Genomic DNA, 23,245 nt, shown 5'->3' on the forward strand with positions numbered 1-23,245 from the left:
AATTCCCGTTTAGTGGTTCAAAAGTAGGAACAAATACAGGTACAGCCAAAGCCCGCCCAGGAAGTGCCAGTATAAGGTAGCGTTACCAATCGAAAGCATTGCGCGCGAATGCACCTGATAATTAAGGCTTCGCTTCAAAACTACGGCCACAAAAATGAGGCCCGTGATAAGGTGGAAAGCGTGTACGCCCATCAATACATACACGAAAGAACCCGACGGATTGGCATCGGCCCCGCCGAAGAAGGTGTGGCCGGCCACCAGGTCGCCCCACGAGTGAACCTGCCCAAACAAAAATACTATGCCCAGCACCATCGTCAGCAGCAGCCCCAGGTGCGTGCGCTTCACCTCGTCGTGCTTGGCCGAATAGTAAGCCCACTGCATAGCCGCGCTGCTGAGCGCAATGACGACGGAATTGAAGAGCAAGCTTACGGGCAGGTCAAACTCGCGCCAGTTGCCTTCATCACGCCGCACTATATAGCCGCTGGTGAAAGCGGCAAACATCATTACAATGCTGAAAATAAGCAGAACGAGGAGTACCCGCTTGGGGTGCCAGCCCAGGCCCAGCTCCTTATCCGCATAAATTGCTTCGGAAGTCTTCATGTTATAATGAGTAAATAAGTAGTAGCTCTCGGTTGCCAACCGGCCTGTTGTCCGTTGGCTTACTAACAACTGACAACAAAAAACTGGCAACTATAAATCAAACTTTATCTAAAAGCAGCGCAATCTGCACAATGGGCAGGTAGAGAAACGACGCAAACATGATACTCAGCGCGGCCTTACGGTCCTGGGTGCGCATCAGGCGCACCGTAAGCAGCGTAAACAGTACTCCGCACACCAGCGCCACCACCGCCGACGTACGGCCCGAGATACCCAGCACGAGCGGCAGCAGCGACACCGGAATCAGCAGCACCGTGTAGGTCATTATCTGAAATGCCGTGCGCAGGTCGCGCTCGCCCGGTGTAGGAAGCATCTTGAAGCCGGCCCGCTTATAGTCGTCATCAGCCACCCAGGCAATGGCCCAGAAGTGCGGAAACTGCCACATAAACTGAATACCGAACAGCACCCAGGCAGCTTCCCCTATATAGCCGGTAGCTGCTACCCAGCCAATGAGCGGCGGCAGTCCCCCCGGAATCGCTCCTACGGCCACGCACACCGGCGATACCGTTTTGAGCGGCGTGTATATAAACCCGTAAAGAATCAGCGATAGCAGCGAGAGAGCCGCCGAGAGTGGGTTAAAATAATACGCCAGCATACCCAGCCCTACCACGGCCAGCAGAACGCAAAATACCCAGGCTTCGGTGGGCGAGAGGCGGCCAGTGGGCAGGGGCCGGTTCTCGGTACGGCGCATCAGCTTATCAAGGTCTTTCTCGAATATCTGGTTGATGATATTGGCCGCGCCCGTTACGAGCAGGCCGCCCAGCAGTACCAGCAGCGCCCGCCCCCAGCTTGGTGTAGCCGACCCCAACAGGTAACCCAGCGCGCTGGAAAACGCAACCGTAAAGGATAGCCGAAACTTGATGAGCTGAAAATAGGCGCGGGCCTTCGTCATTAACCAGATAAAATTACCGCTGCAAAGGTACGCCCTACCGGGGCTAGGGCGGGTACTTAGTTCGCTTCTTGTAGGGGCGGTGCTCCGGCAAACGCCCCTACCCGCACCAGCCGCCGCAGAGCCAGCAGCGTCAAAAACTGAGTACCAAAGAGCAGGGTTGCCAGGGTCAGGTGTATGGGCTGCACAAAAGCGGGCAGCGCGAAATAAGCCAGCGTAATGCCCGCCACCAGTTCCAGCCCTAACAGGACCCCGGTAGCCGCTACCAGTTGCCGCAGCCCCGCAGTATCCAGCTGCCAGAGCTGGAAGCCAATATACACGTTGGCCAGCACCAGGATGGCCGAGAGTGTACGATGCGCCTCAAAAACGCTACCCAGCGCCTCAATCCAGGTACTACGATGCCCGTAGCCAGCCGCCGATGCAATCCGGTCTATCTCCTCGCGCACCTGCGTACCTAGTATTATCTGTACGAAGGTGAGTAGCAGCGCACCCCACATCAGCCAGCGCAGGCCAGTGGCAGTGGCCAGCGCTTCGTCTTCCTCGCCCCCTAGGGTTTCCAGCTCCAGTTGGCGGTCAAGCTCGGCTTCGGCCCCGCCCCAGCGGGCCCGGTGTGCCGCATACAGCAGCATAGCCACAATCAACAGCGCCAGCCCCATATGAATTGTCACCATCACGGGCAGCAGGTTGGTCGACACTACCAGCGACCCCAGCCAACCCTGAAAGCCGGTAAGCACCCACGCTCCTACTGCCAGCCCCACCACCGGCCGGTCACGGCGCCAGTATGGCAGCGCTACTACGGCAGTTACAAACACAAAAATGCCAATGAGTGCCCCCAGCAGACGGTTCAAGTATTCAATCCACGTTTTAACAGCATTAAAATCCGTTTCTATATACTGAGTTGGATGGGCAAATATTTCTCCTGCTACCTGCCCAAATCCCATACTCGCCAGTGTGCGCGCCAGTTTCTGGTTTTTAGCTACCCGCTGGGCAGTATACACCTGCTTATAACCAGGGGGTAGCTGGCTGGCCTCCGTAGGTGGCACCCACTGCCCAAAGCACTTGGGCCAATCAGGGCAACCCATACCCGAGCCGGTTGCCCGCACTACGCCCCCTACCAGAATCAGCAGGTAGATACTTATCACCGTCAGGACGCTCCAAAAACGGAAGCGCCGCACAAACTTCAATTCCTTCATAGTATGAGGTGCTACGATTGCCAGGCAGTTCCAAGTACATAAATTGCTTGCAGCCAGCTACAAAATCTGTGAAATCCGCTAAAACCCACGCTAATCCGTGGTCAAAAAGAAACGGGCCGCCGGGATGCGGCGGCCCGTTCAGGCAAAGTCATGCTTGCAGGCTATTCGGCCAACTCGCGCTCGTAAGGCAGGTTTGACGAAGGCGTTTGCGAGTAGGGCACGTTCTGCGGAATGAAGTCCGCTTCTGCCCCCGGCTTGCTATAGTCATAGGGCCAGCGGTAAACAGCCGGAATCTCACCGGGCCAGTTGCCGTGACCAGGCTCGATGGGCGTCGTCCATTCCAGCGTCGTCGAGTTCCACGGGTTTTCAGTAGCCCGACGGCCACGGAAGATACTGTAGAAGAAGTTGAAGATGAAGATAAACTGGGCGAAGAAAGCCAGAATGGCCGCCGCCGAGATAAACTTATTCAGGTCGGCAAACTGCGAGAAGGCATCAAAGCCGGTCCACGCGTAGTAGCGGCGGGGGAAGCCGGCAATACCCACGTAGTGCATTGGCATAAACACCAGATATACGCCCAGAAAGGTCAGCCAAAAGTGGATATACCCTAGCTTTTCATCCATCATGCGGCCAAACATCTTCGGGAACCAGTGATAAACCCCGGCAAAAAGACCAAAGAAAGCTGACGAACCCATTACCAGGTGGAAGTGAGCTACCACAAAGTAGGTGTTGTGCATCTGGATATCGAGCGTAGCGTTACCAAGGATAATACCCGTGAGACCACCCGAGATAAACAGCGATACAAACCCAATGGCAAACAGCATTGCGGCCGTGAAGCGAATATTGCCGCGCCACAGCGTAGCTAGCCAGTTAAATACCTTTACCCCCGATGGCACCGCGATAATCAATGTCAGGAACATGAAGACCGAACCCAGGAAGGGATTCATACCCGTCACAAACATGTGGTGAGCCCACACTACGAACGACAGCAGCGAGATACCAATCAGCGAGCCAATCATGGCGCGGTAGCCAAAAATCGGCTTGCGAGCGTTAGTAGCCAGAATCTCTGACACCATGCCCATCGCGGGCATAATTACGATATACACTTCGGGGTGACCTAAGAACCAGAACAGGTGCTGGAACAATACCGGCGAACCACCCTGGTTGTGCAATGCCTGACCAGCGATGTAGATATCAGACAGGAAGAAGGAAGTACCAAACGAGCGGTCAAATACCAGCAGCAGGGCCGCCGAAAACAAAACCGGGAACGAGAGGATACCGAGAATAGCCGTCAGGAAGAAGGCCCAGATAGTAAGTGGCAGCTTGCTCATGCTCATGCCACGGGTACGCAGGTTGATAACCGTCGTCACGTAGTTGACACCACCCAGCAGCTGCGAAACGATAAAGAATACCATGCTCACGAGCCACATCGTCATGCCCGTGCCCGAGCCGGAAATAGCCTGCGGTAAGGCGCTCAGGGGCGGGTAGATTGTCCAGCCAGCCGAAGCAGGACCAGTTTCCAGAAACAGCGAGCAGAACATGATAAGGCTCGACAGGAAGAAAAACCAGTACGAGAGCATGTTCATGAAGCCCGAAGCCATATCACGGGCGCCTACTTGCAACGGAATCAGGAAGTTAGAGAACGTGCCCGATAGACCGGCCGTCAGCACGAAGAATACCATAATGGTACCGTGCATCGTTACCAGCGCCAGGTAGAACTCGGGGTCCAGCTTGCCGCCCGAAATCCACTTGCCGAGTAATGGCTGAAGCCAGTCGAGCGTAGCCTCGGGCCAGCCCAGCTGCAGGCGGAACAAGCTCGAAAGCACCCCGCCAATAATAGCCCACATCATGCCAGTAATCAGGAACTGGCGGGCAATCATTTTATGGTCCTGGCTGAAAACGTATTTCCATAGCCAGTGCTGGTCGTGGTGCTCGTGGTCGTGCAGATGGTCGTCGTGCTCAGTGTGAGGCACTGGCGCAGTACCTATTCCACCCTGCGACTGCGAGGAAACCGGAAGATTAGTAGCCATAAATCAGAATAAAACTGCTAAAAAGTAAGTCTTTAGAGCGACGCCTGAGCCGCCAATGGAGCAGGCGATTCGCCGGTTTCTTCGATTGCGCTAGCCTTAGCACCCTGGCTGCCGCCTTTACCCAAGCCGGTCTGCTGGCTCATCTGCTTGTAGGAAGCCATCAGGTCCGCGTTCTTCGAAATCGGGCTTTGGGCTGCAAACCAGGCTACGTAATCATCGGGCTCGTCTACTACGATGTTGAGCTTCATAGCGAAGTGGCCTTTCCCGCAAATCTGGTTGCAAGCCAACTCATAGTTAAACTTTGGATTGCCCAGTTTGGCCCGCATCTCGTCGGTAGTAGTGGTAGGCGTAAACCAGAAGCGGGTAGGCATGCCGGGCACCGCATACATCTGCACGCGGAACTGCGGCATATACACGGCGTGTAGTACATCGCGCGAGCGAATCTTGATGAGCACCGGATGTCCCTTAGGCACGTGAATTTCCGAGGCGACAAAGTCATCAGCGGCGGCCTTGTCACTCAGGTCAAACCCGAAATCGTTAGCCGCATCAATCAGACGATAATTTACTACGCCCAGCTTCATATCGCGCCCGGGGTAGCGTACCAGCCAGTTAAACTGCTTGCCCATTAGTTCCAGCACGATGGCATCTTTAGGAGCGGGGCCCGTGATGCGGGTCCAGGCTTTCCAGCCAGCGAAAATCAGCGAAGCCATCACAATGGCCGGAATAATCGTCCAGATAACTTCAATCTTGTTGTTGTGCGAGAAGAAGTAGGCGCGGCGGCCGTCCTGATGCTGATACTTATAAGCGTAGATGAAGAGCAGACCCTGCGTAATAACAAAGGCAATGCCGATGACTATCATCGTCGTCCAAAACATGCGTTCCATTGCATGGCCGTGAACGGAAGCAATAGGCGGGTTCATTTTACCGAAGTTTTCGGCGAACGACCAGAAGAAAGCAGCCCCTCCTACTACCATGAATACTAACATCAGCAAGGCATTGACGCGGTTGCTGGTGCCAATCTGGCGCACATAAGAGCCGGAGAAGATAGCAGTTAGTATTTGAATGCGAAACAGCAAGCCGAACACGACCAGCAGCAGCCCCAAGACTAGCAGAATAGTTAAAGTACTCATTGGATAGAAGGGAGAAACCAGAACCCGTGCCTAGTCACTGACTAGTAACTAAGCACCGGGCGGTAAGTTCTAAAAGTCTAGGCTCTTGAATTAGGTGGTGTGGTGAACGCTTTCCTCCACGAAGGGGTGGTTTACCGGAATAAGCGAAGCTTCGGCCAGACGGCGGGTAAGCAGAATCAGGAAGGCCCCGAGCAAAATCATGGCGATACCAATCTCAATGAGGAACCCATTATCGCCTTTTAAAGTGCCGGGCATTATCATCAAATAGAAGTCTGACCAGTGACCAACCAGAATGGCAATACAAACGATTTTCATGATTATCATCTGGCGCTTGGCATCCCGGGTCATCAATACCAGGAAAGGGAAGGCAAAATTGATTACCAGATTAAAGTAGAAAATCCAGGTATAGCTGCCATTAAATCCGCCTAGTCGCTGATTATAGTATACTGCTTCTTCAGGAAGGTTGGCATACCAGATAAGCATAAACTGCGCAAACCATACGTAAGTCCAGAAAATGCTGAAGCCGAACATCAGCTTGCCCAAGTCATGGAAGTGGTTGGCATTCATGAAGCGCAGGTAGCCTGCCTGCTTCAGGAAGATGGCAATCAGGGTAGTAGCCGCAATGCCCGATACCCACCAGGAGGCGAATACATACCAGCCAAACATAGTGCTAAACCAATGCACATCAACCGACATAACCCAGTCCCAGGCTGCCATGGAGGAAGTAACAGCATACAGCACTAAAAACAAGGCGGCGGCATTTATGCTGGTATGGAAATAGCGGGTTCCCCCGTTAAGGTCTTCCTGAAGGGAGAGCTGACGCAAACGCCAGGTAAAGTAAATCCATATTCCTAAGTATATTATCATTCTAATCAGATAGAATGAGAAGGTCAGGAAGCCGGATTTGCCTGCTATAATCTTATCGTAAGTAGCGGAGCCTTTTGTCATGACGCCATCCTGCGTCCAGTGGAAAATGTCATGACGCCCTACCACGAAGAGCAGTACCATGAGTATGCCACCCGGAATCAGCCAGGCACCCAGGGCTTCGTTAATCCGCTTTACTACTACCGACCAGCCTGCGTAGGCCACGTATTGGATAGCCATAAATACGGTACCAACGCCTGATACCCCAACCAGAAACAGGTTGCTATGCCACAGGCTTACTACAATGCGGCGGATTAGTACTGAATGCCCCTCTTCGGTAGCGGAAGCATCGTGGGCTGCATTCAGATGACCAGCCGCCTCGCCGGCAGCTTCGTGGTGCTCGCCCCAGTGCATGAGCGCGGCCACAATACCAATTAGCAATACCAGTATCCCGGCACCGATAATGGTCATGAACGTCCGTTGAGCCTTGGGGCTATGTGCTAGCTGCTCGACGGCGGCGGGTTCGTGATGATGAGTCAGAGTTGCCATAGGGTCAGTTAGTTCATCGAGCCATTACGGCCTTTAGTGCCCTGGCCGGGCGTTTCAGAGTGGCTATTGGCATTGGCCTTACCCTCGGGCTTTTGATTGGTAGGGTCAGTCATGGCCGAAGCTTCCCCCGTAGAGGCGCTCGTAACATCAGCGGGTGCCGCTACTTTGACCACTTTCGGCAAGTCGGCCGGGTCGTTATTGATTTGCAGTACGTGTACGTACATCGCGATTTTCCAACGCTCCTCCGGGTTTACCTGCGAGCCATGAGGCATCATTCGGTTGCGTCCCCATTCGATGACGTGGTAGATGTGCCCATCGTTCATCGTTTTGTAAGCGCCCGCCGAATAGTTGGGAACACCTTTAAACTTCATACCTACTGGTCCCTGGCCATCGCCTTTTTCACCGTGGCAGTGCTGGCAATAGCGCGTAAAGAGCGCCTGGCCTTCCAGAACGTTCTCCTTGGTATAAGCATAAGGATTATGGAGCGTACGCTCAGCAATTCCTACGCTGTCTTTTGGGATGTGGTCGAAGTAAGCAAGCTTACCACGAGGAACCGTACCAGCAGCAGGCGTGCGCTCGTTGATTCCAAACGAGTTAATCGTGTTGAATCTGATTTGGCGCAACGGCTCGTACGGAATTGACTCGTACATCTCCGGGGCGTATTCTACGCCGGGGCTGTTTGGGTCGGGCGTGCAGGAAGCTACGCCCAGGCTTAGTACCAGCGAGGCCGCGGACAGCCCGTATTTGAGGGAAGGCGACATCATTAGAATTTGGTCATTTCCTTTTGATTGACTTCGCTGGCACCGTTTTCGCGCAGCAGCTGGGTCAATTTCGGCATTTGCGAGCTGTTTTCATCCAGCTCGATGGCCACTACAAACTTGTCATCTGTTGAGCGTACATCCAGGACCGGCGTTTTAAAGCGCGGGTAAAGCCTTGAGATGGTGTAGAAGGTGATTACCATGCCATGACAGGTAAAAAACACCGTCAGCTCGAAAGCCACCGGAATAAAGGCAGGCAGCGAAATCGCAGGCTTACCCCCAATAATCATTGGCCAGTCGAAGCCCAGCGTATAAATCTGAAGCCATAGTGCGAACGCCAGGCCGCACATGCCATAGAAAAAAGCGGCAATGGGTAAGCGGGAGCGCTCGATACCTAGCGCATCATCGATTCCGTGAACCGGATAAGGCGAGAAGACATCGTAGATTTTTACACCTGCTCCGCGGAGATTATCAATCGCGTGGAGGAGTACATCTTCGTCGTCAAAAATACCCAGAGCGAAACGCTTGGTCGAACTGGTAGTGGCCGGGGCAAGGGCGGCCGGCGCGGCAGCGGTGACGGCAGGACTAGTCATTTTGCTTATCGTAGTTTACGGGTGCCGATGCCGGAACGCCGGGCGTAGAATAAGGAGCAGGCGAAGCGTGATGGCCGGCGGGTGAGCGGCTACCGTCGTTGGAGCCTCCGTAAGTAGGCCCGTCGTTTACCGTATACTTCAGGATGGTTTTCACTTCGGCCATGTTGATTACCGGGAAGAACTTGGCAAACAACAGGAACAAGGTAAAGAACAGGCCGATGGTACCAACGTAAATACCAACGTCGATACGGGTAGGCGAGAACATTGCCCAGGAGGAAGGCAGGTAATCGCGGTGCAGCGAAGACACAATAATTACAAAGCGCTCGAACCACATACCGATGTTCACAATGATTGACAGGATGAATGTCATTACAATGCTGTAACGAACCCGGCGAATCCACACAAACTGGGGCGAGAGCACGTTGCAGCTCATCATGCAGGCGTATGCCCACCAGTAGGGGCCGGTAGCCCGGTTGATAAAGCAATACTGCTCATACTCAACCTGCGAGTACCATGCGATGAAAAACTCGGTGATGTAGGCCACCCCAACGATTGAGCCCGTTACCATCATGATTTTATTCATGAGGGCGATGTGCTCCAGGGTGATGTAGTCTTCCAGCTTAAATACAACGCGGGTAATGAGCATCAGCGTCAGCACCATTGCGAAGCCGGAGAAGATGGCACCCGAAACGAAGTATGGCGGGAAGATGGTTGTGTGCCAGCCCGGTACCACGGAGGTAGCAAAGTCCATCGATACAATAGTGTGTACCGAAAGTACCAGCGGCGTCGATACACCAGCCAGAATCAACGATACCGTCTCGTAGCGCGACCAGTGCTTGGCTGAGCCGGTCCAGCCCATGCTCAGAATGGAATAGCTAAAGCGGGCAATCTTACCTTTTGCGCGGTCACGAATGGTGGCGAAATCAGGAACCAGACCCGTGTACCAGAATACCAGCGATACGGTAAAGTACGTGGAGATGGCGAACACGTCCCATAGCAGTGGTGAGTTAAAGTTCGCCCACAGCGAGCCCAGCGTATTTTGCAGCGGGAATACGTAAAATGCCAACCAAGGACGGCCCATGTGCAACACGGGGAACATAGCGGCGCAGATTACGGCAAAAATTGTCATGGCTTCAGCCGCCCGGTTGATGGACGAGCGCCACTTCTGACGGAACAGCAGCAGTACGGCCGAAATCAGCGTACCGGCGTGGCCGATACCTACCCACCACACGAAGTTGGTAATATCCCAAGCCCAGCCGATGGTTTTGTTGAGGCCCCACTCGCCGATACCGTACCAAAGCGTCCGGTACACCGAATAGAAGAAAACGCCCAGCAGAATCAAGGCCACACCCAGGGCCCCCATCCAGCGGATGTTCGGAGCTGCTTCTACCTGGTAGCAGATATCCTGAGTGACGTCGTGGTACGTTTTACCGCTCGTTACGAGTGGTTCGCGCACTGGTGATACGTACTGCATAGTGATGAATATTAATGTCCTAGTTCTTTCTTATCAAGCAATTAACAGCTTAGGCTTTTTCTTCCTGGGGGAAGAATTTGGCGGCACCGTTACGGATTTTGGTCAGGTAGGTCACGTTCGGCTGCACGTTGATGGAATCGAGCACGTGGAAAGCCCGCTCGCCATCTTCGCGGCGCAATAGCTGGCTGAGGCGGCTGTTGGGGTCGCGCATGTCGCCAAACAGGATAGCCTCGGTGGGGCACGACTGAGCGCAAGCGGTTATGATTTCACCATCTTTCGGGCGACGCTTCTGCTTTTTAGCCTCCAGCTTACCGAGTTGAATGCGCTGGATGCACATCGAGCACTTTTCCATTACCCCACGAGCACGAACCGTCACGTCGGGGTTCAGCACCATGCGGCCAAGGTCGGTGAACATATGGCCGTTTACGTCCTCAAACTTCTCATTGGAGTAGTACGAGAACCAGTTAAAGCGACGCACTTTATACGGGCAGTTGTTGGCGCAGTAGCGAGTACCTACGCAACGGTTGTAGGTCATCTGATTCAGACCTTCCGAGCTGTGCGTAGTTGCTAGTACCGGGCAGACGGTTTCGCACGGCGCGTGGTTGCAGTGCTGGCACATCATAGGCTGGAAAATCACCTGCGGATTATCCGAAGGGTCTTCCATAGCTGCGTAAGTCTTCAGCTTGCCGTTTTTCTCGAATTCATCCTCGTGGTGGTCCGAGCTGTAGTAGCGGTCGATGCGCATCCAGTGCATCTCGCGGCGGTTAAGAACCTGCTGCTTGCCCACTACGGCAATGTTGTTTTCGGTCTGGCACCCAATCACGCACGAGCCACAGCCAATGCAGGAGTTGAGGTCAACCGCCATACCCCAGTGGTGGTCGTTGTACTGGTAGTCCTGCCACAACGAAACCTTGTTGGGCTTTTCCAGGCCATCGGGCGTTGCAACCCGCTCGTACTCCGATACTTCCTTAGGATTCTCGCGGTATTTAGCCAGCGTATTCTCCTGTACTACCTCATGGCGGTCCATGATAGTATGGTGCGTCTGCGTTTGCGCAATGGGGTTGGTAGCGCCCGTTTTTTCCAGCGTAACCGTATTGTAATACTGAACGCCAGCAGGAGTAGCCTGCGCCAATACGAAAGCGTTAGCCCCGACGGCATCACCTACTTTACCAACTTTGGTACGACCGTAGCCGACCGCGATACTTACCGTTCCCTCGGCCTGGCCGGGCTGCACCAGCACTGGCAGCTCAATGCTTTTGCCGCCGGCCGACACTTTCAGCACGTCGTTTTGCTGCCACTTGTTTTCTTCGGCCATTTTACGCGGCACGGCCACGTAGTTGCCCCAGGTAGCTTTCGAGATGGGGTCAGGCAGCTCATGCAGGAAAGGGTTGTTGCCCTCTATCCCACCCTCGCCAATACCAACTTTCTCATAGAGTACAGCTTCGATACCCGACTTAGCCGCCCCACCCAGGCGGCTGGTTGCTTCCGCCAGGCTCAGGGGCTGGGTAGTAAAAGTAGGCGTAGGCAGGGCTGAGCCAGTAGCTACCCCATCGTGCACTACTTTGTCCCAAGCAGCCTGGAAGCCGTTGTTGGCGCCCAGCACCGTGCGCCAGCCATCCTTCAGGAAATCGTAATACGTTTCGTTGGAGCCAGCCCAGCGCAGGAAAGTTTCCTGAGCCTGACGGGTCTTAAACAAGGGCGTAATGGTTGGCTGAGCCAAACTTAGCTCGCCGCGCTTGGGCTCGTAGTCGTTCCACGACTCCAGCCAGTGGTGGTCGGGAGCCTGGTACTGGCAGAGCGAGCCGGTTTCGTCCAACCGGTCGTTGAGCGAGATGGTCAGCGCTGCCTTATTGCCTTTCAGTGCTTCTTCGATTTCGGCACCGCGCGGGTGGTTGAAAACGGGGTTGGCATGGTAGAAGATTACGGCGCCGACAGCGCCGCTTTTCAGCTCGCTGATAAACTGGCTCATGCGGCCGTCCTCACCCTGGCGCACAAACGAAGGCGTTGTGAGGCTCAGCGTAGTACCAACATTGCCTAGTGCCTGGTTGATAGCCGCCACTACTGTTTGCACAGCCGGGTCGTTGGAGCCCGACACAACCAGCGAGGCGCCACGGTTAGCCTGAAGCTCTTTGGCAGCCTGCGCTACCTGCTTTTGCGCAGCGGCCGAGAGGCCTGCTGAAGAACCACCGCCTGCTACAGCATTATATAGCGCCAATGCTATGGAACCAATTTCCGAAGGCTTAACCGCTACCCGTACGTCGGCATTAGAGCCAGTCAGCGAGAGCGCCGTTTCAAACTGGAAGTGGCGCGACATGGTGCGCTTGTCGGTGCTCACCTTCCGGTTCGTCACGTACTGCCGCGAGTACTCGACCGGTGAAATCCAGGTACCGAGGAAGTCCGCTCCGAGGCTTACAATAACGTTGGCCCGGCTGAAGTCATAGGAGGGCAGTACGCCACCATTGGCCTGCAACAAAGCAGAAGCCGAGTTCACGTCATACATAACGTGCTCGAAGCTGCGATAGCGACCCGCCAGCGCCGCAATGGCCCGCTTGGTGCTGGGGCTGATGATAGTGGGCGATACCAGCACAATTTTACCGCTGGCGCTGCCAAGGCCAGCCCGAACAGCCTGGTCGAGCTGCGCAAACTCTACCCTTTTGCCTTTAGCCATGAAGTGCTGCAGGCGGGCGCCATCATAGAGGTTGAGCACTGCCGCCTGCGCACGAGCCGAGAGGCCGCCGCGCGTTACGGGCGACTCGGGGTTGCCCTCCAGCTTAATGGGCCGGCCATCGCGGTTTTTAACCAGTACGGCGTTGTAGTCCGAGCCGGTAAAGTAGGTCGAGGCGTAGAAGTTGGAGATGCTCGGGTCAATCTCCTCAGGCTTATTCAGGTAAGGAATGGCCTTATGAACCGGTGCTTCGCACGCTGCCAGCGTAGCGGCCGCCACGCTAAAGCCCATGAGTTTCAGAAAGTCGCGGCGCGGCGCTACCGACGAATCATCGGGGCTACCTGCACGGCCTTCCTTCACCGGCAGAAAGTCGGGAAACTCGGCAAAGGCGTTTTTTACGAACTCCGGCGAGTTGTCGAGCTCTTCAATTCCCTTCCAGTATTTCATCTTATCAGGTATGAGACATTCGCAGTAAGCAAAGGCCGGGGCAGTAACAGCTGGTGTTAGCCGCACCCGGCACTCTACTCATGTCTTTATATAAAAGCTTAGCTAGGAAAAATTAGTAGTGGCACTTCGAGCACTCGGTACCACCGTTCGACGACACGGTGAAGGGGACGGCGTTGTTCGACTTGTCGTGCAGTTTCACGAGGTTGTCGTAGTAGCCATTGCCTTTCGTGTTGAGGGGCGTTTCGCGGTGGCAATTGATGCACCAGCCCATGGTCAGCGCCGAGTACTGGTATACCACGTCCATATTCTGGATAGGGCCGTGGCAGGTCTGGCACTGAATGCCGCCTACCTGCGTGTGCTGCGAGTGGTTAAAATACGCCAGGTCGGGCAGGTTGTGGATACGAACCCACTGAATCGGCTGCTTCCGCTCGATGGCGCGGTAGATTTTCTTGATTTCCGGCGACTCCGTCTTAATCTGCGAGTGGCAGTTCATGCAGATGTTAGCCGAAGGAATATTGGCCGATTTGCTTTTGTAGACCGACGTATGGCAGTAGGCGCAGTTAATCTGGTTTTCGCCGGCGTGGATTTTGTGCGAGAAGGCAATCGGCTGGGTGGGCTGATAGCCCTGCGTCAGGCCCACGGCCATGACACTCTGTACGCCTTCATAAAGCAGTACGAGCGCAAATACCGTCCCCACTATGCCGCGCAGCACCGTAGAGTGATACAGCTTGGTCCAGTCGAAGCGCTGGTTTAGCACCTCCACATCGCGGCCATCCAGGTCTTTGCGACCTTGCAGGACGTCCTTCATCAGGTTGGCGATGATGGCGAGGGTTACCACCAGCACAATGAGTACTACCACGAGCACGATGAGCAGCACATCGGTGTATTTGCTGGCGCCAGCAGCATCCTGACCGTCAGCAGCACCGGCATTTTCAGCAGTGGTACCACCAGTAGCAGCAGTTGGACTGGCAGCCGTTTCCTGCGAGGTTACCCAGGCTACAATACTCGTAATCTCCTTATCCGAGAACTGGGGGAAGGCGGGCATCTGCTGCTTGCCGTTGTCGTTGTACAGCTTCACCGCGTACTCGTCGCCGCTGGCGATGACCTTGCTGGAATTATGTACCCACGGAATAATCCAGGAGATGGAGCGACGCTTGGTAATGCCGCCCAGCGCCGGACCAACTACCTTGTCTTTAACTGCGTGGCACTGAGCACAGTTATTTTTAAACAAGGCATCGCCGGCCGCAATGGCCGCGGCATCGCCGCCACCGGCACCGGGCGCACCGGCGGGGGCAGCAGCGGCAGCCGGCGTGGCAGCGGCTGCTCCGCCGGGGGCCACGCCGTTTTTAGTGACAGAGGCGGTATTTTGAGCCAGGGCCGGGGCCGCTACGGCTAGCAATAGTGCGAGCACCCACGAACTGGTGCGTGATAGAAAGCTATTCATCATCCAAACGAACCGGTAAAACGGATTGCGGGCGTACCCTTTCCGGGGTGCAAATGTAGGCTACGAATTGTGGGCTGCAAAGATGGCAAAGCCATTTTCAGAATGCCTAAGCTTATTTAGAATCAAACTAACTTCTCTTTTTGCTTTGCTTTCCAGCTTCCCCTAATTACTAATGTATTGGTTGCTTGAATAACCTGACCCGGATAGCTTGGGTTTTTATCCAGCTTAAAAGTGCCGAAAACTTTATACGGCAACGCCAACCGAAAGCAGCTGCTGGCAGGCGCCCTTTGTGCAGGGCCAGAGAATAGTTGCGGGCTTATGTTGGTAATACCCCGAAAAATCAGTACCTTTGCCCCCCAATTCATTTTTTCACTTTACAAAATCAACCCCGTCAATGGACGTAAGAAATTACGAGACGGTCTTCATCCTCACCCCCGTGCTAAACGAGGGCCAGGTGCAAGAGACGGTCGAGAAGTTCTCGCAGGTGCTTAAGGAAAATAGCGCCGACCTCATTTCAACTGAAGCCTGGGGCTTGCGCAAGCTGGCTTACCCGATTCAGAAGAAATCCACTGGTTACTACTTCACGCTGACTTACAATCACAGCGGCGAAGGAAATATTGTGGACGTACTGGAGCTGGCATTCCGCCGCGACGAGCGGGTAATCCGCTTCCTCACGACGGTGCTCGACAAGCACTCCGTAACGTACAACGAACGCCGCCGCAACGGCGAGATGAACCAGCACAAGGCTCCGCAAGCAGCCGAAGCCGTAGCGCAGTAACCTTTTACTAACCTATACGATGGCTACGCAAAATAACCGCAACAACAACCGTGACAACGGCAACAAGCCCGTTGATACGCGCAACAAGTACTGCCGCTTCAAGAAAAACGGCATTAAGTACGTTGACTACAAAGACCCGAACTTTCTGCTCAAGTTTGTGAACGAGCAGGGCCGCTTGCTGCCCCGCCGCATCACGGGCACCAGCCTGAAATTCCAGCGCAAAGTGGCGCAGGCCGTGGCAAAAGCCCGTCACCTGGCCCTGATGCCCTACGTAACTGACGCCCTCAAATAGACCTGAAGATATGGAAATCATTCTGAAAGACGACGTTAAGGGCCTGGGCTACAAGAACGACCTCGTAACGGTAAAGTCGGGCTACGGCCGTAACTACCTGCTGCCGCAGGGCCTGGCTATTCTGGCCGACAAATCGGCCAAGAAAATTGTCGCTGAGAACGTACGCCAGGCCGCTCACAAAGCGGAGAAAGTGAAAGCTGACGCGCAGGCGATAGCCGACCAGGTAGGCAGCCAGGTATTTGACCTGCCTGCTAAAGTAGGTGAAACCGGCAAAATCTTTGGCCGCGTAACCACGCTGCAACTGGCCGAAGCGCTGAAGAACAAAGGCATCGATGTAGACCGCAAGCGCCTGAGCTTTGACCAGGAGCCGGCTACTGCTGGCGACTACACCGCTACCCTGAACCTGCACAAGGAAGTGAAGCACACGGTTAACTTCCGCGTGGTTGCTGCCTAAGCACTTGGTATCAGTATGTTGTAAAGACGCCCTGCCGTAAGGTGGGGCGTCTTTTTTTGGGCCTACCTTTGCAATTCATGTTTCGGACTGAACTAACTATTGCGCCGCAGGAGCGGCAACTAGCGCGCACGGCGCGGGTGCTCACGGTAGGCTCGTGCTTTGCCGACAGTATTGGTGAGCGACTACGGCTAAATAAGGTTACGACGCTGGTCAATCCTTTTGGGACGGTATTTCAACCGCTGGCGCTGGCGCAGCTATTGCGAGCTGCGGCCGGCGAGGCGCAGGATTGGCAACAGCACGTAGTGGAAGCGCGGGGCCGCTGGCAGAGCTACGATTTTCACAGCACTATCGGGGCAGAGTCGCCGGTTGAGCTGTTGCAAACCATCCAGGAAACCGTGCGCCGGGTGGGTGACTTTGTGCAGACCGCCGACACGGTGCTACTTACGCTGGGCACCGCCTGGGCCTACCGCCTGCGCGAAACCGGTGAGTTGGTAAGCAACCTGCACAAGCTCCCAGCCGCGCTGTTTGAAAAGGAGTTGCTGACCGCCGACGAGATTGTAAATGGGCTGGCCGAAGTGCACGCGCTGCTGCGGCGAATCAACCCAGCTATTCGCATTGTTCTGACCGTGAGCCCGGTCAGGCATATCAAAGACACGTTGCCGCTGAATGCCGTGAGCAAGTCGGTGCTACGGGTGGCTTGTCATTATCTAAGTGAGCTGCTGCCGGGCGTAAGCTATTTTCCGGCGTATGAGCTGCTGAACGATGAGCTGCGGGACTATCGCTTCTATGGAACTGACATGCTGCACCCCTCGGAAGTAGCGGAAGACTACATCTGGGACAAATTTGCGCGGGCTTATTTCGATGCTGACTTCGGGCGCTTCCGTAAAGAATGGGCGGCCGTGCGGCAATCGCTGGGCCATCGGCCCCTGCACCTCGGTGCGCCCGAGCACCGTACCTTCCTCGACCAGACCCGCGAGCGGCTGGAGCGGCTTAGCGGCCAGGGCGTGGATGTGCGCCAGGAGCTGCGCGACGTGCAGCGTCAGCTCGCGGCCCTGCCTCCCCCCAAGCCGGTGCGCGTACCGGAAGTGGAGACCGATGACGAAGAGCGCATTGATATTGGTGATGACACAGTGGCTACGGCCCGGCTGCACCGCCCCGAAGAGGCTGCTTCCCTGCGGCCCGAGCGCCAGCGCCAGGACGGCCGACGCGACAACCGACGCAACGACCGCAACAGCCAGGACCGCCGCGATAGCCGGCACCAGCCCGCTAGTATTCAACCTGCTGAGCCAGCGCAGCTTTTACCCGACTTGTTACCGGAGGAGAGCGCGGCGATAGAAATGCCGGTAGCTGAAACGCAGGCAAGCGCAGTGCCCACGGAAGAGAACGAAACTACTTATCCGGCTAAGAAGAAAAAGCGCCGCTCGCGGGGTGGGGCCAAGCGCACCGCCCGCAAGCATGCGGCACGGCTGGCGGAGGAGCAAGGTACTGGCCTGGCCGAAACCGAGCTACTGGAGGAGCTGGCGCAGGAAGCTACGGGCGTAGCGCTGGAAACTGATAACATAGAAATTTCTGGATATTTAGGAAGCGAGTCAATCCCTGCAAGCTTAGGTGAGCCGCAGCCGGATGAGCCGCGGACTGCAGTAGCCACGGCAGAACCATCGGCTCGCAAGCGCGGGGCGGGACCGACTCCTAAAAAGTCGAAAGTCATCACAAAATCGGGCATAGTAAAGCGCGGCCGGCGTGAGGGCTTGTACCGGGTAGCCGAGCCAAGCGCGACCCTACCCGCCGCCGGTGAGCCCACTTTTACGGAAGCGCTGCCGGCAACGGCTCCAATTATCTCGCCGCCTATTATTCCGGTGGCCCTGCTGGAGCGACCAGCCATTGCTGACGCAATGGAGACGCCCCCTGCCGAGTTCCCAGCCCCCGCTGTGGCGTCTGAGCCGGTAGCGGCGGCCGCGCCGCTGCGACCCCGGCGGGGCCGGCCAAAGGCAGCCGCTCCGCAACCCCCAGCCGTCGACGAAACGCCGACGCCAGTACCAGTAGTATCGCCGGAAATACCGGCCAGGAAGGCGGCCAGCCGCCCTGGCAAGCCTGCCCGCACAGCGAAGCCGGCGGCAGCAAAGAAGCCGGCCACCACTAAAAAGGCAGTGCCTAAGAAAGCAGCAGCCCGCACGGCCACCCCGCCCCGGAGGCGTGCCACCCGCACTACACCGCCACCCGATGAGGCTGCAAGCTAACATTTCAAAACCCAGCCCGGCCGGCTGGGTTTTGTTTTACCCAGCCCTCTTCGCGAATGTCTGCCACCTCCCCTACCCGCCCCGCCAACCGCCTGGCCCACGAAACCAGCCCCTACCTGCTGCAACACGCCTACAACCCGGTTGACTGGTACCCGTGGGGACTAGCGGCGCTGGCGCGGGCCCAGGCCGAGCAGAAGCCGATTATTGTGAGTATTGGGTACGCGGCCTGCCACTGGTGCCACGTAATGGAGCGTGAATCATTTGAAAACGAGCAGATAGCGCGGGTAATGAATGCGCATTTTGTGTGCATCAAGGTTGACAGAGAGGAGCGCCCCGATGTAGACCAGGTGTATATGGAAGCCGTGCAGGCAATGGGCATTCAGGGGGGCTGGCCCCTCAATGTTATTCTCACGCCCGAAGCCAAGCCATTTTACGGCGGCACGTATTTTGCGCCGGGCAGCTGGGCCAAGCTGCTTGAAAACATTGCCCAAGCCTACGCCGGAGCACACCGCGCCGAGCTGGATAGCTCGGCCGAGCGCTTTGCGCAAGTGCTGCAAACCAGCGAGCTGGAAAAATACGCTATTGGCGATGCCCCCGCCCGGGCGGTAAGCGAGGAGGAGTTTAAGCTGCTGGTTTACAACCTGGGCCTGCGCTTCGACAGCGAGCGTGGTGGTACTAACCGCGCTCCGAAGTTTCCGATGCCTGGCATCTGGCGGTTCCTGTTGCGTACGCACCATCTATCGGGAAGCCCGAATATTCTGACGCAAGTCAACCTTACGCTACGCGAAATGGCTTGGGGCGGGCTGTATGACCAAGTGGGCGGGGGCTTTGCCCGCTACTCGGTCGATGCCCAATGGCTGGTGCCGCACTTCGAGAAAATGCTCTATGATAACGGGCAGCTGCTCAGTTTATACAGCGAAGCTTTCCAGGTGACGCGCGACCCGCTGTACCGCGAGGTGGTGTTTCAGACGGTGAATTGGGTGCGGCGCGAGCTGACCAACCCCGAGGGCGGCTTTTATTCGTCGCTCGACGCCGACAGTGAGGGAGAGGAAGGGAAATTCTACGTCTGGACCCGCGAGGAGCTGCAAAAGCTGCTGGGCGACGAGGAGCCGCTGGCCGCCGCTTACTACCACTGCACGGGTATCGGCAACTGGGAGCACGGCCGCAATATTCTGCACCGGCGGCAAGACGATGCCGACTTTGCGCAACAGCACAACCTGGAGCCGCACGTGCTGGCCAAGCTCATCCATGGCTGGCAGAAGACGCTGTTGGCAGCGCGGGCCAAGCGCGTGCGCCCCGGCCTCGACGACAAAGTACTCACCGGCTGGAACGCCTTGATGCTGAGTGGCCTCGTGGCTGCTTACCGGGCTTTTGGCGAAGCAGAGTTTCTGGCGCTGGCGTTGCGCAATGCCGAATTTTTGCAAGCCAACCTGCGCCAGGGGCCGCGCCTGTACCGCACTTGGAAGAACGGCCGCGCCACCATCAACGGCTTTCTGGAAGACTATGCGCTGGTGATAGAAGCCTACGTGAGCCTCTACGAAGCTACGTTTGCCGAAAGCTGGCTGCACGAGGCTGCAACACTCACGCAGTACGTGCTCGACAATTTTTTTGACCCCGCCGAGCAGCAGTTCTATTACACAGATGCCAGCGCGGAACCGCTCATCGCCCGCAAAAAAGAGCTGTTCGACAACGTTATTCCCGGCTCCAACTCGGTGATGGCGCACAACCTGCTGCGTCTGGGCCGCCACCTCGAAAACGCTGACTACCAGGCCCTGGCCGCGGCTATGCTAAGCCAGGTACAAGCCCTGGCCGCCAAAGAGCCGCAGCACTTGGCCAATTGGGCCAGCCTCTACGCCGCGCTGCTGCGCCCTGGCGCCGAAGTAGCCCTTACCGGGCCACAGGCTGAGGCCTGGCGCGCCGAGCTAAGCCGGCACTTTCTGCCGCATGATATCCTTGCTGGCAGCCTGACTACCAGCGAGCTACCACTTCTGGCCGGGCGCTCGGCTGTTGACAAAACCATTGCTTATGTGTGCCGTGACCGCACCTGCCAGCTGCCGGTGTATTCCGTGGCTGAAACACTGGCGCAACTCGCATTGCGCCCGCAATAGCCGACCAGGCCGGCATCAACCTGCCCCCTGCCGGGGCTATCTTTACTATTCGCCTGCTGCTAGCTGTTATCCGTGTCGCTTACGTTCGAATTTGCTTCGCCTACCCCCGCGCCCACCGTCCTGCCCGACCGCGTGACGCTGTTCGTAGACGTGATTTTGCCCCTGCCCCTGCCCAAGCTCTACACCTACCGGGTGCCTTACGAGCTGAACGACAATGTAGTAATCGGGGGCCGGGTTATTGTGCAGTTTGGGGCCAAGCGCACGCTAAGCTGCATTGTGGCCGCCGTGCACGAAACGCCGCCCAAGGAATACCAGGCCAAGTACATTCTGGAATTTATCGACGACGCGCCCGTCGTAACCCAGCCGCAGCTCAAGCTTTTTCGCTGGATTGCCGACTACTACCTGTGTACGCTGGGTGAGGTAATAAACGCCGCGCTGCCGGCCGCACTCAAGCTCAGCTCCGAGTCGCGCATTCAGCTGCACCCGGCGTACGTGGCCGATGGCAGCCCCTACCCGCTCGACGATAAGGAGCAGCGCATCGTGGACAACCTGCGCACCGAAGACGGCAAGGCCCTCACGTTTACTGAAGTGGGCGAGGTGCTGGGCATCGCGTCGTTTCATAAGGTTATCAAGTCGCTGATTCAGAAAGACGTTATCTTTCTATTTGAGCAGCTTGCTGATAAATATTCGCCCAAAGTGGTGAAGAAAGTCCGCCTGGCTCATCACTTCGTCAGTACGGCCGCCGTGGAGCGGCTATTTGAAGACCTGGCCACCAAGCCCAAGCAGGTAGATGTGCTGCTCAAATACCTGCAGCGCGTGCCAGTGCACCACAACGAGCACCTCAATTATCAGGGCCTGGAGAAGGCGGCGCTGACCAGCTCGCCCCACCTCTCGCCTTCGGCAGTGAATACCTTGATAAAGAACGGAATACTAGAGCAGTTTGACCAGATTGTGTCGCGGTTTCCGCTCGATGAGAACCCGCTGGCCCAAATGCCTTTTCAGCTTAGCGAGGCGCAGACCGTGGCCCACGACGAGGTGATGAATCTGTTTGGGCAGAAAGACATCGTACTGTTGCACGGCGTAACGGGCTCGGGCAAAACGGAGATTTACATCGACCTCATTCGCAAGGCGCTCGATGGGGGCGGCCAGGTGCTGTACCTGCTGCCCGAAATCGCGCTCACGGCCCAGATTGTAACCCGGCTGATGCGCGTGTTCGGCACGCGGCTGGGCGTGTACCACTCCAAATTTTCGGACAACGAGCGGGTCGAGGTATGGAATGGGGTGCTATCAGGACGCTTTCAGGTAGTGGTAGGCGTGCGCTCAGCGGTGTTTCTGCCCTTCGATAACCTGGCGCTCGTTATCGTCGACGAGGAGCACGAGTCGAGCTACAAGCAGTACGACCCCGCCCCGCGCTACAATGCCCGCGAGGTGGCCCTGATGATGGGCAACTTTCAGGGCGCCAAGGTGCTGCTGGGCTCGGCCACGCCGGCCGTCGAAACCTACTACCAGGCCCGCCAGGGCCGCTACGGGCTCGTGACGCTGAGCAAGCGCTTCGGCGAAGCCGGCATGCCGGAGATTGAGCTGATTGACACCCGCAAGCTGCGCGAGGCCAAGAAGATGCACAACCACTTCTCGGCCGACTTGCTGAACGCGATGGAAAGCAAGATTGCGCAGCATGAACAGGTTATTCTGTTCCAGAACCGACGGGGCTACGCACCGGTGGTAGCCTGCCAGGATTGCGGCTACATTCCGAAGTGCCAGAGCTGCGCCGTGAGCCTGAGCTACCACAAGCACGCCCACGAGCTGCGCTGCCACTACTGCGGCTACCACGAAGGCATGCCTACTCAGTGCCCGGCCTGCGGCTCAAGGACGCTGCGCACCCAGGGCTTTGGCACCGAGAAGCTGGAAGACGACCTCAAAATAATGCTGCCTCAGGCCAACGTGCAACGCATGGACCTGGACACGACCCGCGCCAAAAATGCCTATCAGCAGATTATCGGCGACTTCGAGCAGCAGAAAACCAACGTGCTCGTGGGTACCCAGATGGTAACCAAGGGCCTCGACTTTGAGAACGTGAGCCTGGTAGGCATCGTCAATGCCGACAGCATCATTCATTATCCCGACTACCGGGCCCACGAGCGCGCCTACCAGATGTTTGTGCAGGTGAGCGGGCGGGCGGGCCGCAAAGGCAAGAAAGGCAAGGTGTTAATCCAGACGGCTGACCCCACCCAGGTAATTTTCGACAAGGTCATCCGCAACGACTACATAGAGTTTTATGAATATGAGATTCAGCAGCGGCGCGAGCACGAATACCCGCCGTTTGCCCGCATGATAAAGCTGACGGTGAAGCATATGGACCAGGAGCTGGCCCAGAAAGCCGCCATTTTGCTCACGCAGGAGCTGGCCGACCGCCTGGGGCGCGGCCCGGTGCTGGGGCCGGAGGCACCGTATATATTCAGAATTCGCAATTTCTTTCTGCAGGAAATCGTCATCAAGCTCAGCCGGGAGCACACCGTGCTGAAGGCGGCCAAGCTGGCTATTTGTGCCGCCATGGACGTGGTGCGCGACCAGAAGGAATTCCGGCAGGCCCGCCTCGTGGCCGACGTGGACCCCATGTGAGTGGGTAGGGAAGTGATGTTAGGTGGGAGGGGCAGCAGGTCAATTTCTAAAGCAAAAAGTCCCGGCT

The 23,245-nt window shown here is 56.6% G+C and carries 17 protein-coding genes; 6 read left to right on the plus strand and 11 right to left on the minus strand.

Features of this window, described 5'->3' with window-relative positions:
- Nucleotides 1–9 precede the first annotated feature (9 nt).
- From F6X24_RS00370 to F6X24_RS00420, 11 genes are all read right to left on the minus strand, one after another.
- The gene (locus tag F6X24_RS00370) at nucleotides 10–600 is read right to left on the minus strand and encodes a cytochrome c oxidase subunit 3 (protein WP_151085747.1); all 591 of its coding nucleotides are present in this window, start codon (nucleotides 598–600) and stop codon (nucleotides 10–12) included.
- 97 nt (nucleotides 601–697) lie between these two features.
- The gene (cyoE, locus tag F6X24_RS00375) at nucleotides 698–1,549 is read right to left on the minus strand and encodes a heme o synthase (RefSeq protein ID WP_151085748.1); all 852 of its coding nucleotides are present in this window, start codon (nucleotides 1,547–1,549) and stop codon (nucleotides 698–700) included.
- Nucleotides 1,550–1,605: 56 nt separating this feature from the next.
- Nucleotides 1,606–2,739 carry a COX15/CtaA family protein gene (locus tag F6X24_RS00380; RefSeq protein ID WP_151085749.1) on the minus strand — a complete coding sequence of 378 codons (1,134 nt, stop codon included), beginning with the start codon at nucleotides 2,737–2,739 and terminating at the stop codon, nucleotides 1,606–1,608.
- Between the two features lie 161 nt (nucleotides 2,740–2,900).
- Nucleotides 2,901–4,766 carry a cytochrome c oxidase subunit I gene (locus F6X24_RS00385; protein ID WP_151085750.1) on the minus strand — a complete coding sequence of 622 codons (1,866 nt, stop codon included), beginning with the start codon at nucleotides 4,764–4,766 and terminating at the stop codon, nucleotides 2,901–2,903.
- 32 nt (nucleotides 4,767–4,798) lie between these two features.
- Complete coding sequence (locus tag F6X24_RS00390) at nucleotides 4,799–5,896, minus strand: cytochrome c oxidase subunit II (protein WP_151085751.1); 1,098 nt, start codon at nucleotides 5,894–5,896, stop codon at nucleotides 4,799–4,801.
- A gap of 90 nt (nucleotides 5,897–5,986) precedes the next feature.
- A complete protein-coding gene (locus F6X24_RS00395) occupies nucleotides 5,987–7,309 on the minus strand; it encodes a quinol:cytochrome C oxidoreductase (protein WP_229725244.1) in 1,323 nt (440 codons plus the stop codon).
- Nucleotides 7,310–7,317: 8 nt separating this feature from the next.
- Nucleotides 7,318–8,070, minus strand: coding sequence for a c-type cytochrome (locus F6X24_RS00400; RefSeq protein WP_151085752.1), 753 nt, complete (start codon nucleotides 8,068–8,070; stop codon nucleotides 7,318–7,320).
- Nucleotides 8,071–8,072: 2 nt separating this feature from the next.
- The gene (locus F6X24_RS00405; RefSeq protein WP_151085753.1) at nucleotides 8,073–8,660 is read right to left on the minus strand and encodes a DUF3341 domain-containing protein; all 588 of its coding nucleotides are present in this window, start codon (nucleotides 8,658–8,660) and stop codon (nucleotides 8,073–8,075) included.
- Complete coding sequence (gene nrfD, locus F6X24_RS00410) at nucleotides 8,653–10,134, minus strand: NrfD/PsrC family molybdoenzyme membrane anchor subunit (protein ID WP_229725246.1); 1,482 nt, start codon at nucleotides 10,132–10,134, stop codon at nucleotides 8,653–8,655. The genes F6X24_RS00405 and nrfD overlap by 8 nt, the downstream gene beginning before the upstream one ends.
- Before the next feature lie 49 nt (nucleotides 10,135–10,183).
- Nucleotides 10,184–13,246: a TAT-variant-translocated molybdopterin oxidoreductase gene (locus F6X24_RS00415; protein ID WP_151085754.1), complete on the minus strand. Its 3,063-nt coding sequence runs from the start codon at nucleotides 13,244–13,246 to the stop codon at nucleotides 10,184–10,186.
- A 112-nt stretch (nucleotides 13,247–13,358) separates the two neighbouring features.
- On the minus strand, nucleotides 13,359–14,690 hold the full coding sequence (locus F6X24_RS00420; protein WP_151085755.1) for a cytochrome c3 family protein: 1,332 nt from the start codon (nucleotides 14,688–14,690) through the stop codon (nucleotides 13,359–13,361).
- 394 nt (nucleotides 14,691–15,084) lie between these two features.
- Here F6X24_RS00420 and rpsF point away from each other — a divergent pair, with 394 nt between their 5' ends.
- The 6 genes from rpsF (at nucleotide 15,085) to priA (ending at nucleotide 23,178) form a co-directional block, all read left to right on the plus strand.
- A complete protein-coding gene (gene rpsF, locus F6X24_RS00425) occupies nucleotides 15,085–15,468 on the plus strand; it encodes a 30S ribosomal protein S6 (RefSeq protein WP_151085756.1) in 384 nt (127 codons plus the stop codon).
- Nucleotides 15,469–15,487: 19 nt separating this feature from the next.
- On the plus strand, nucleotides 15,488–15,760 hold the full coding sequence (gene rpsR, locus F6X24_RS00430; RefSeq protein ID WP_151085757.1) for a 30S ribosomal protein S18: 273 nt from the start codon (nucleotides 15,488–15,490) through the stop codon (nucleotides 15,758–15,760).
- A 10-nt stretch (nucleotides 15,761–15,770) separates the two neighbouring features.
- On the plus strand, nucleotides 15,771–16,214 hold the full coding sequence (gene rplI, locus F6X24_RS00435) for a 50S ribosomal protein L9 (protein WP_151085758.1): 444 nt from the start codon (nucleotides 15,771–15,773) through the stop codon (nucleotides 16,212–16,214).
- A 77-nt stretch (nucleotides 16,215–16,291) separates the two neighbouring features.
- Nucleotides 16,292–18,451, plus strand: coding sequence for a GSCFA domain-containing protein (locus tag F6X24_RS00440; RefSeq protein WP_151085759.1), 2,160 nt, complete (start codon nucleotides 16,292–16,294; stop codon nucleotides 18,449–18,451).
- A 56-nt stretch (nucleotides 18,452–18,507) separates the two neighbouring features.
- The gene (locus F6X24_RS00445) at nucleotides 18,508–20,559 is read left to right on the plus strand and encodes a thioredoxin domain-containing protein (RefSeq protein WP_151085760.1); all 2,052 of its coding nucleotides are present in this window, start codon (nucleotides 18,508–18,510) and stop codon (nucleotides 20,557–20,559) included.
- 72 nt (nucleotides 20,560–20,631) lie between these two features.
- Nucleotides 20,632–23,178, plus strand: a complete 2,547-nt coding sequence (gene priA, locus F6X24_RS00450; protein ID WP_151085761.1) for a replication restart helicase PriA — start codon at nucleotides 20,632–20,634, stop codon at nucleotides 23,176–23,178.
- Nucleotides 23,179–23,245: the final 67 nt, after the last annotated feature.

It is taken from the genome of Hymenobacter baengnokdamensis (assembly GCF_008728635.1).
Lineage (GTDB): Bacteria > Bacteroidota > Bacteroidia > Cytophagales > Hymenobacteraceae > Hymenobacter > Hymenobacter baengnokdamensis.

Excerpts from the sequence above, each read along its gene's own strand:
- F6X24_RS00370 (WP_151085747.1), bottom strand. The coding sequence starts at position 600 with ATGAAGACTTCCGAAGCAATTTATGCGGATAAGGAGCTGGGCCTGGGC.
- cyoE (WP_151085748.1), bottom strand. The coding sequence starts at position 1,549 with ATGACGAAGGCCCGCGCCTATTTTCAGCTCATCAAGTTTCGGCTATCC.
- F6X24_RS00380 (WP_151085749.1), bottom strand. The coding sequence starts at position 2,739 with ATGAAGGAATTGAAGTTTGTGCGGCGCTTCCGTTTTTGGAGCGTCCTG.
- F6X24_RS00385 (WP_151085750.1), bottom strand. The coding sequence starts at position 4,766 with ATGGCTACTAATCTTCCGGTTTCCTCGCAGTCGCAGGGTGGAATAGGT.
- F6X24_RS00390 (WP_151085751.1), bottom strand. The coding sequence starts at position 5,896 with ATGAGTACTTTAACTATTCTGCTAGTCTTGGGGCTGCTGCTGGTCGTG.
- F6X24_RS00395 (WP_229725244.1), bottom strand. The coding sequence starts at position 7,309 with ATGGCAACTCTGACTCATCATCACGAACCCGCCGCCGTCGAGCAGCTA.
- F6X24_RS00400 (WP_151085752.1), bottom strand. The coding sequence starts at position 8,070 with ATGTCGCCTTCCCTCAAATACGGGCTGTCCGCGGCCTCGCTGGTACTA.
- F6X24_RS00405 (WP_151085753.1), bottom strand. The coding sequence starts at position 8,660 with ATGACTAGTCCTGCCGTCACCGCTGCCGCGCCGGCCGCCCTTGCCCCG.
- nrfD (WP_229725246.1), bottom strand. The coding sequence starts at position 10,134 with ATGCAGTACGTATCACCAGTGCGCGAACCACTCGTAACGAGCGGTAAA.
- F6X24_RS00415 (WP_151085754.1), bottom strand. The coding sequence starts at position 13,246 with ATGAAATACTGGAAGGGAATTGAAGAGCTCGACAACTCGCCGGAGTTC.
- F6X24_RS00420 (WP_151085755.1), bottom strand. The coding sequence starts at position 14,690 with ATGAATAGCTTTCTATCACGCACCAGTTCGTGGGTGCTCGCACTATTG.
- rpsF (WP_151085756.1), top strand. The coding sequence starts at position 15,085 with ATGGACGTAAGAAATTACGAGACGGTCTTCATCCTCACCCCCGTGCTA.
- rpsR (WP_151085757.1), top strand. The coding sequence starts at position 15,488 with ATGGCTACGCAAAATAACCGCAACAACAACCGTGACAACGGCAACAAG.
- rplI (WP_151085758.1), top strand. The coding sequence starts at position 15,771 with ATGGAAATCATTCTGAAAGACGACGTTAAGGGCCTGGGCTACAAGAAC.
- F6X24_RS00440 (WP_151085759.1), top strand. The coding sequence starts at position 16,292 with ATGTTTCGGACTGAACTAACTATTGCGCCGCAGGAGCGGCAACTAGCG.
- F6X24_RS00445 (WP_151085760.1), top strand. The coding sequence starts at position 18,508 with ATGTCTGCCACCTCCCCTACCCGCCCCGCCAACCGCCTGGCCCACGAA.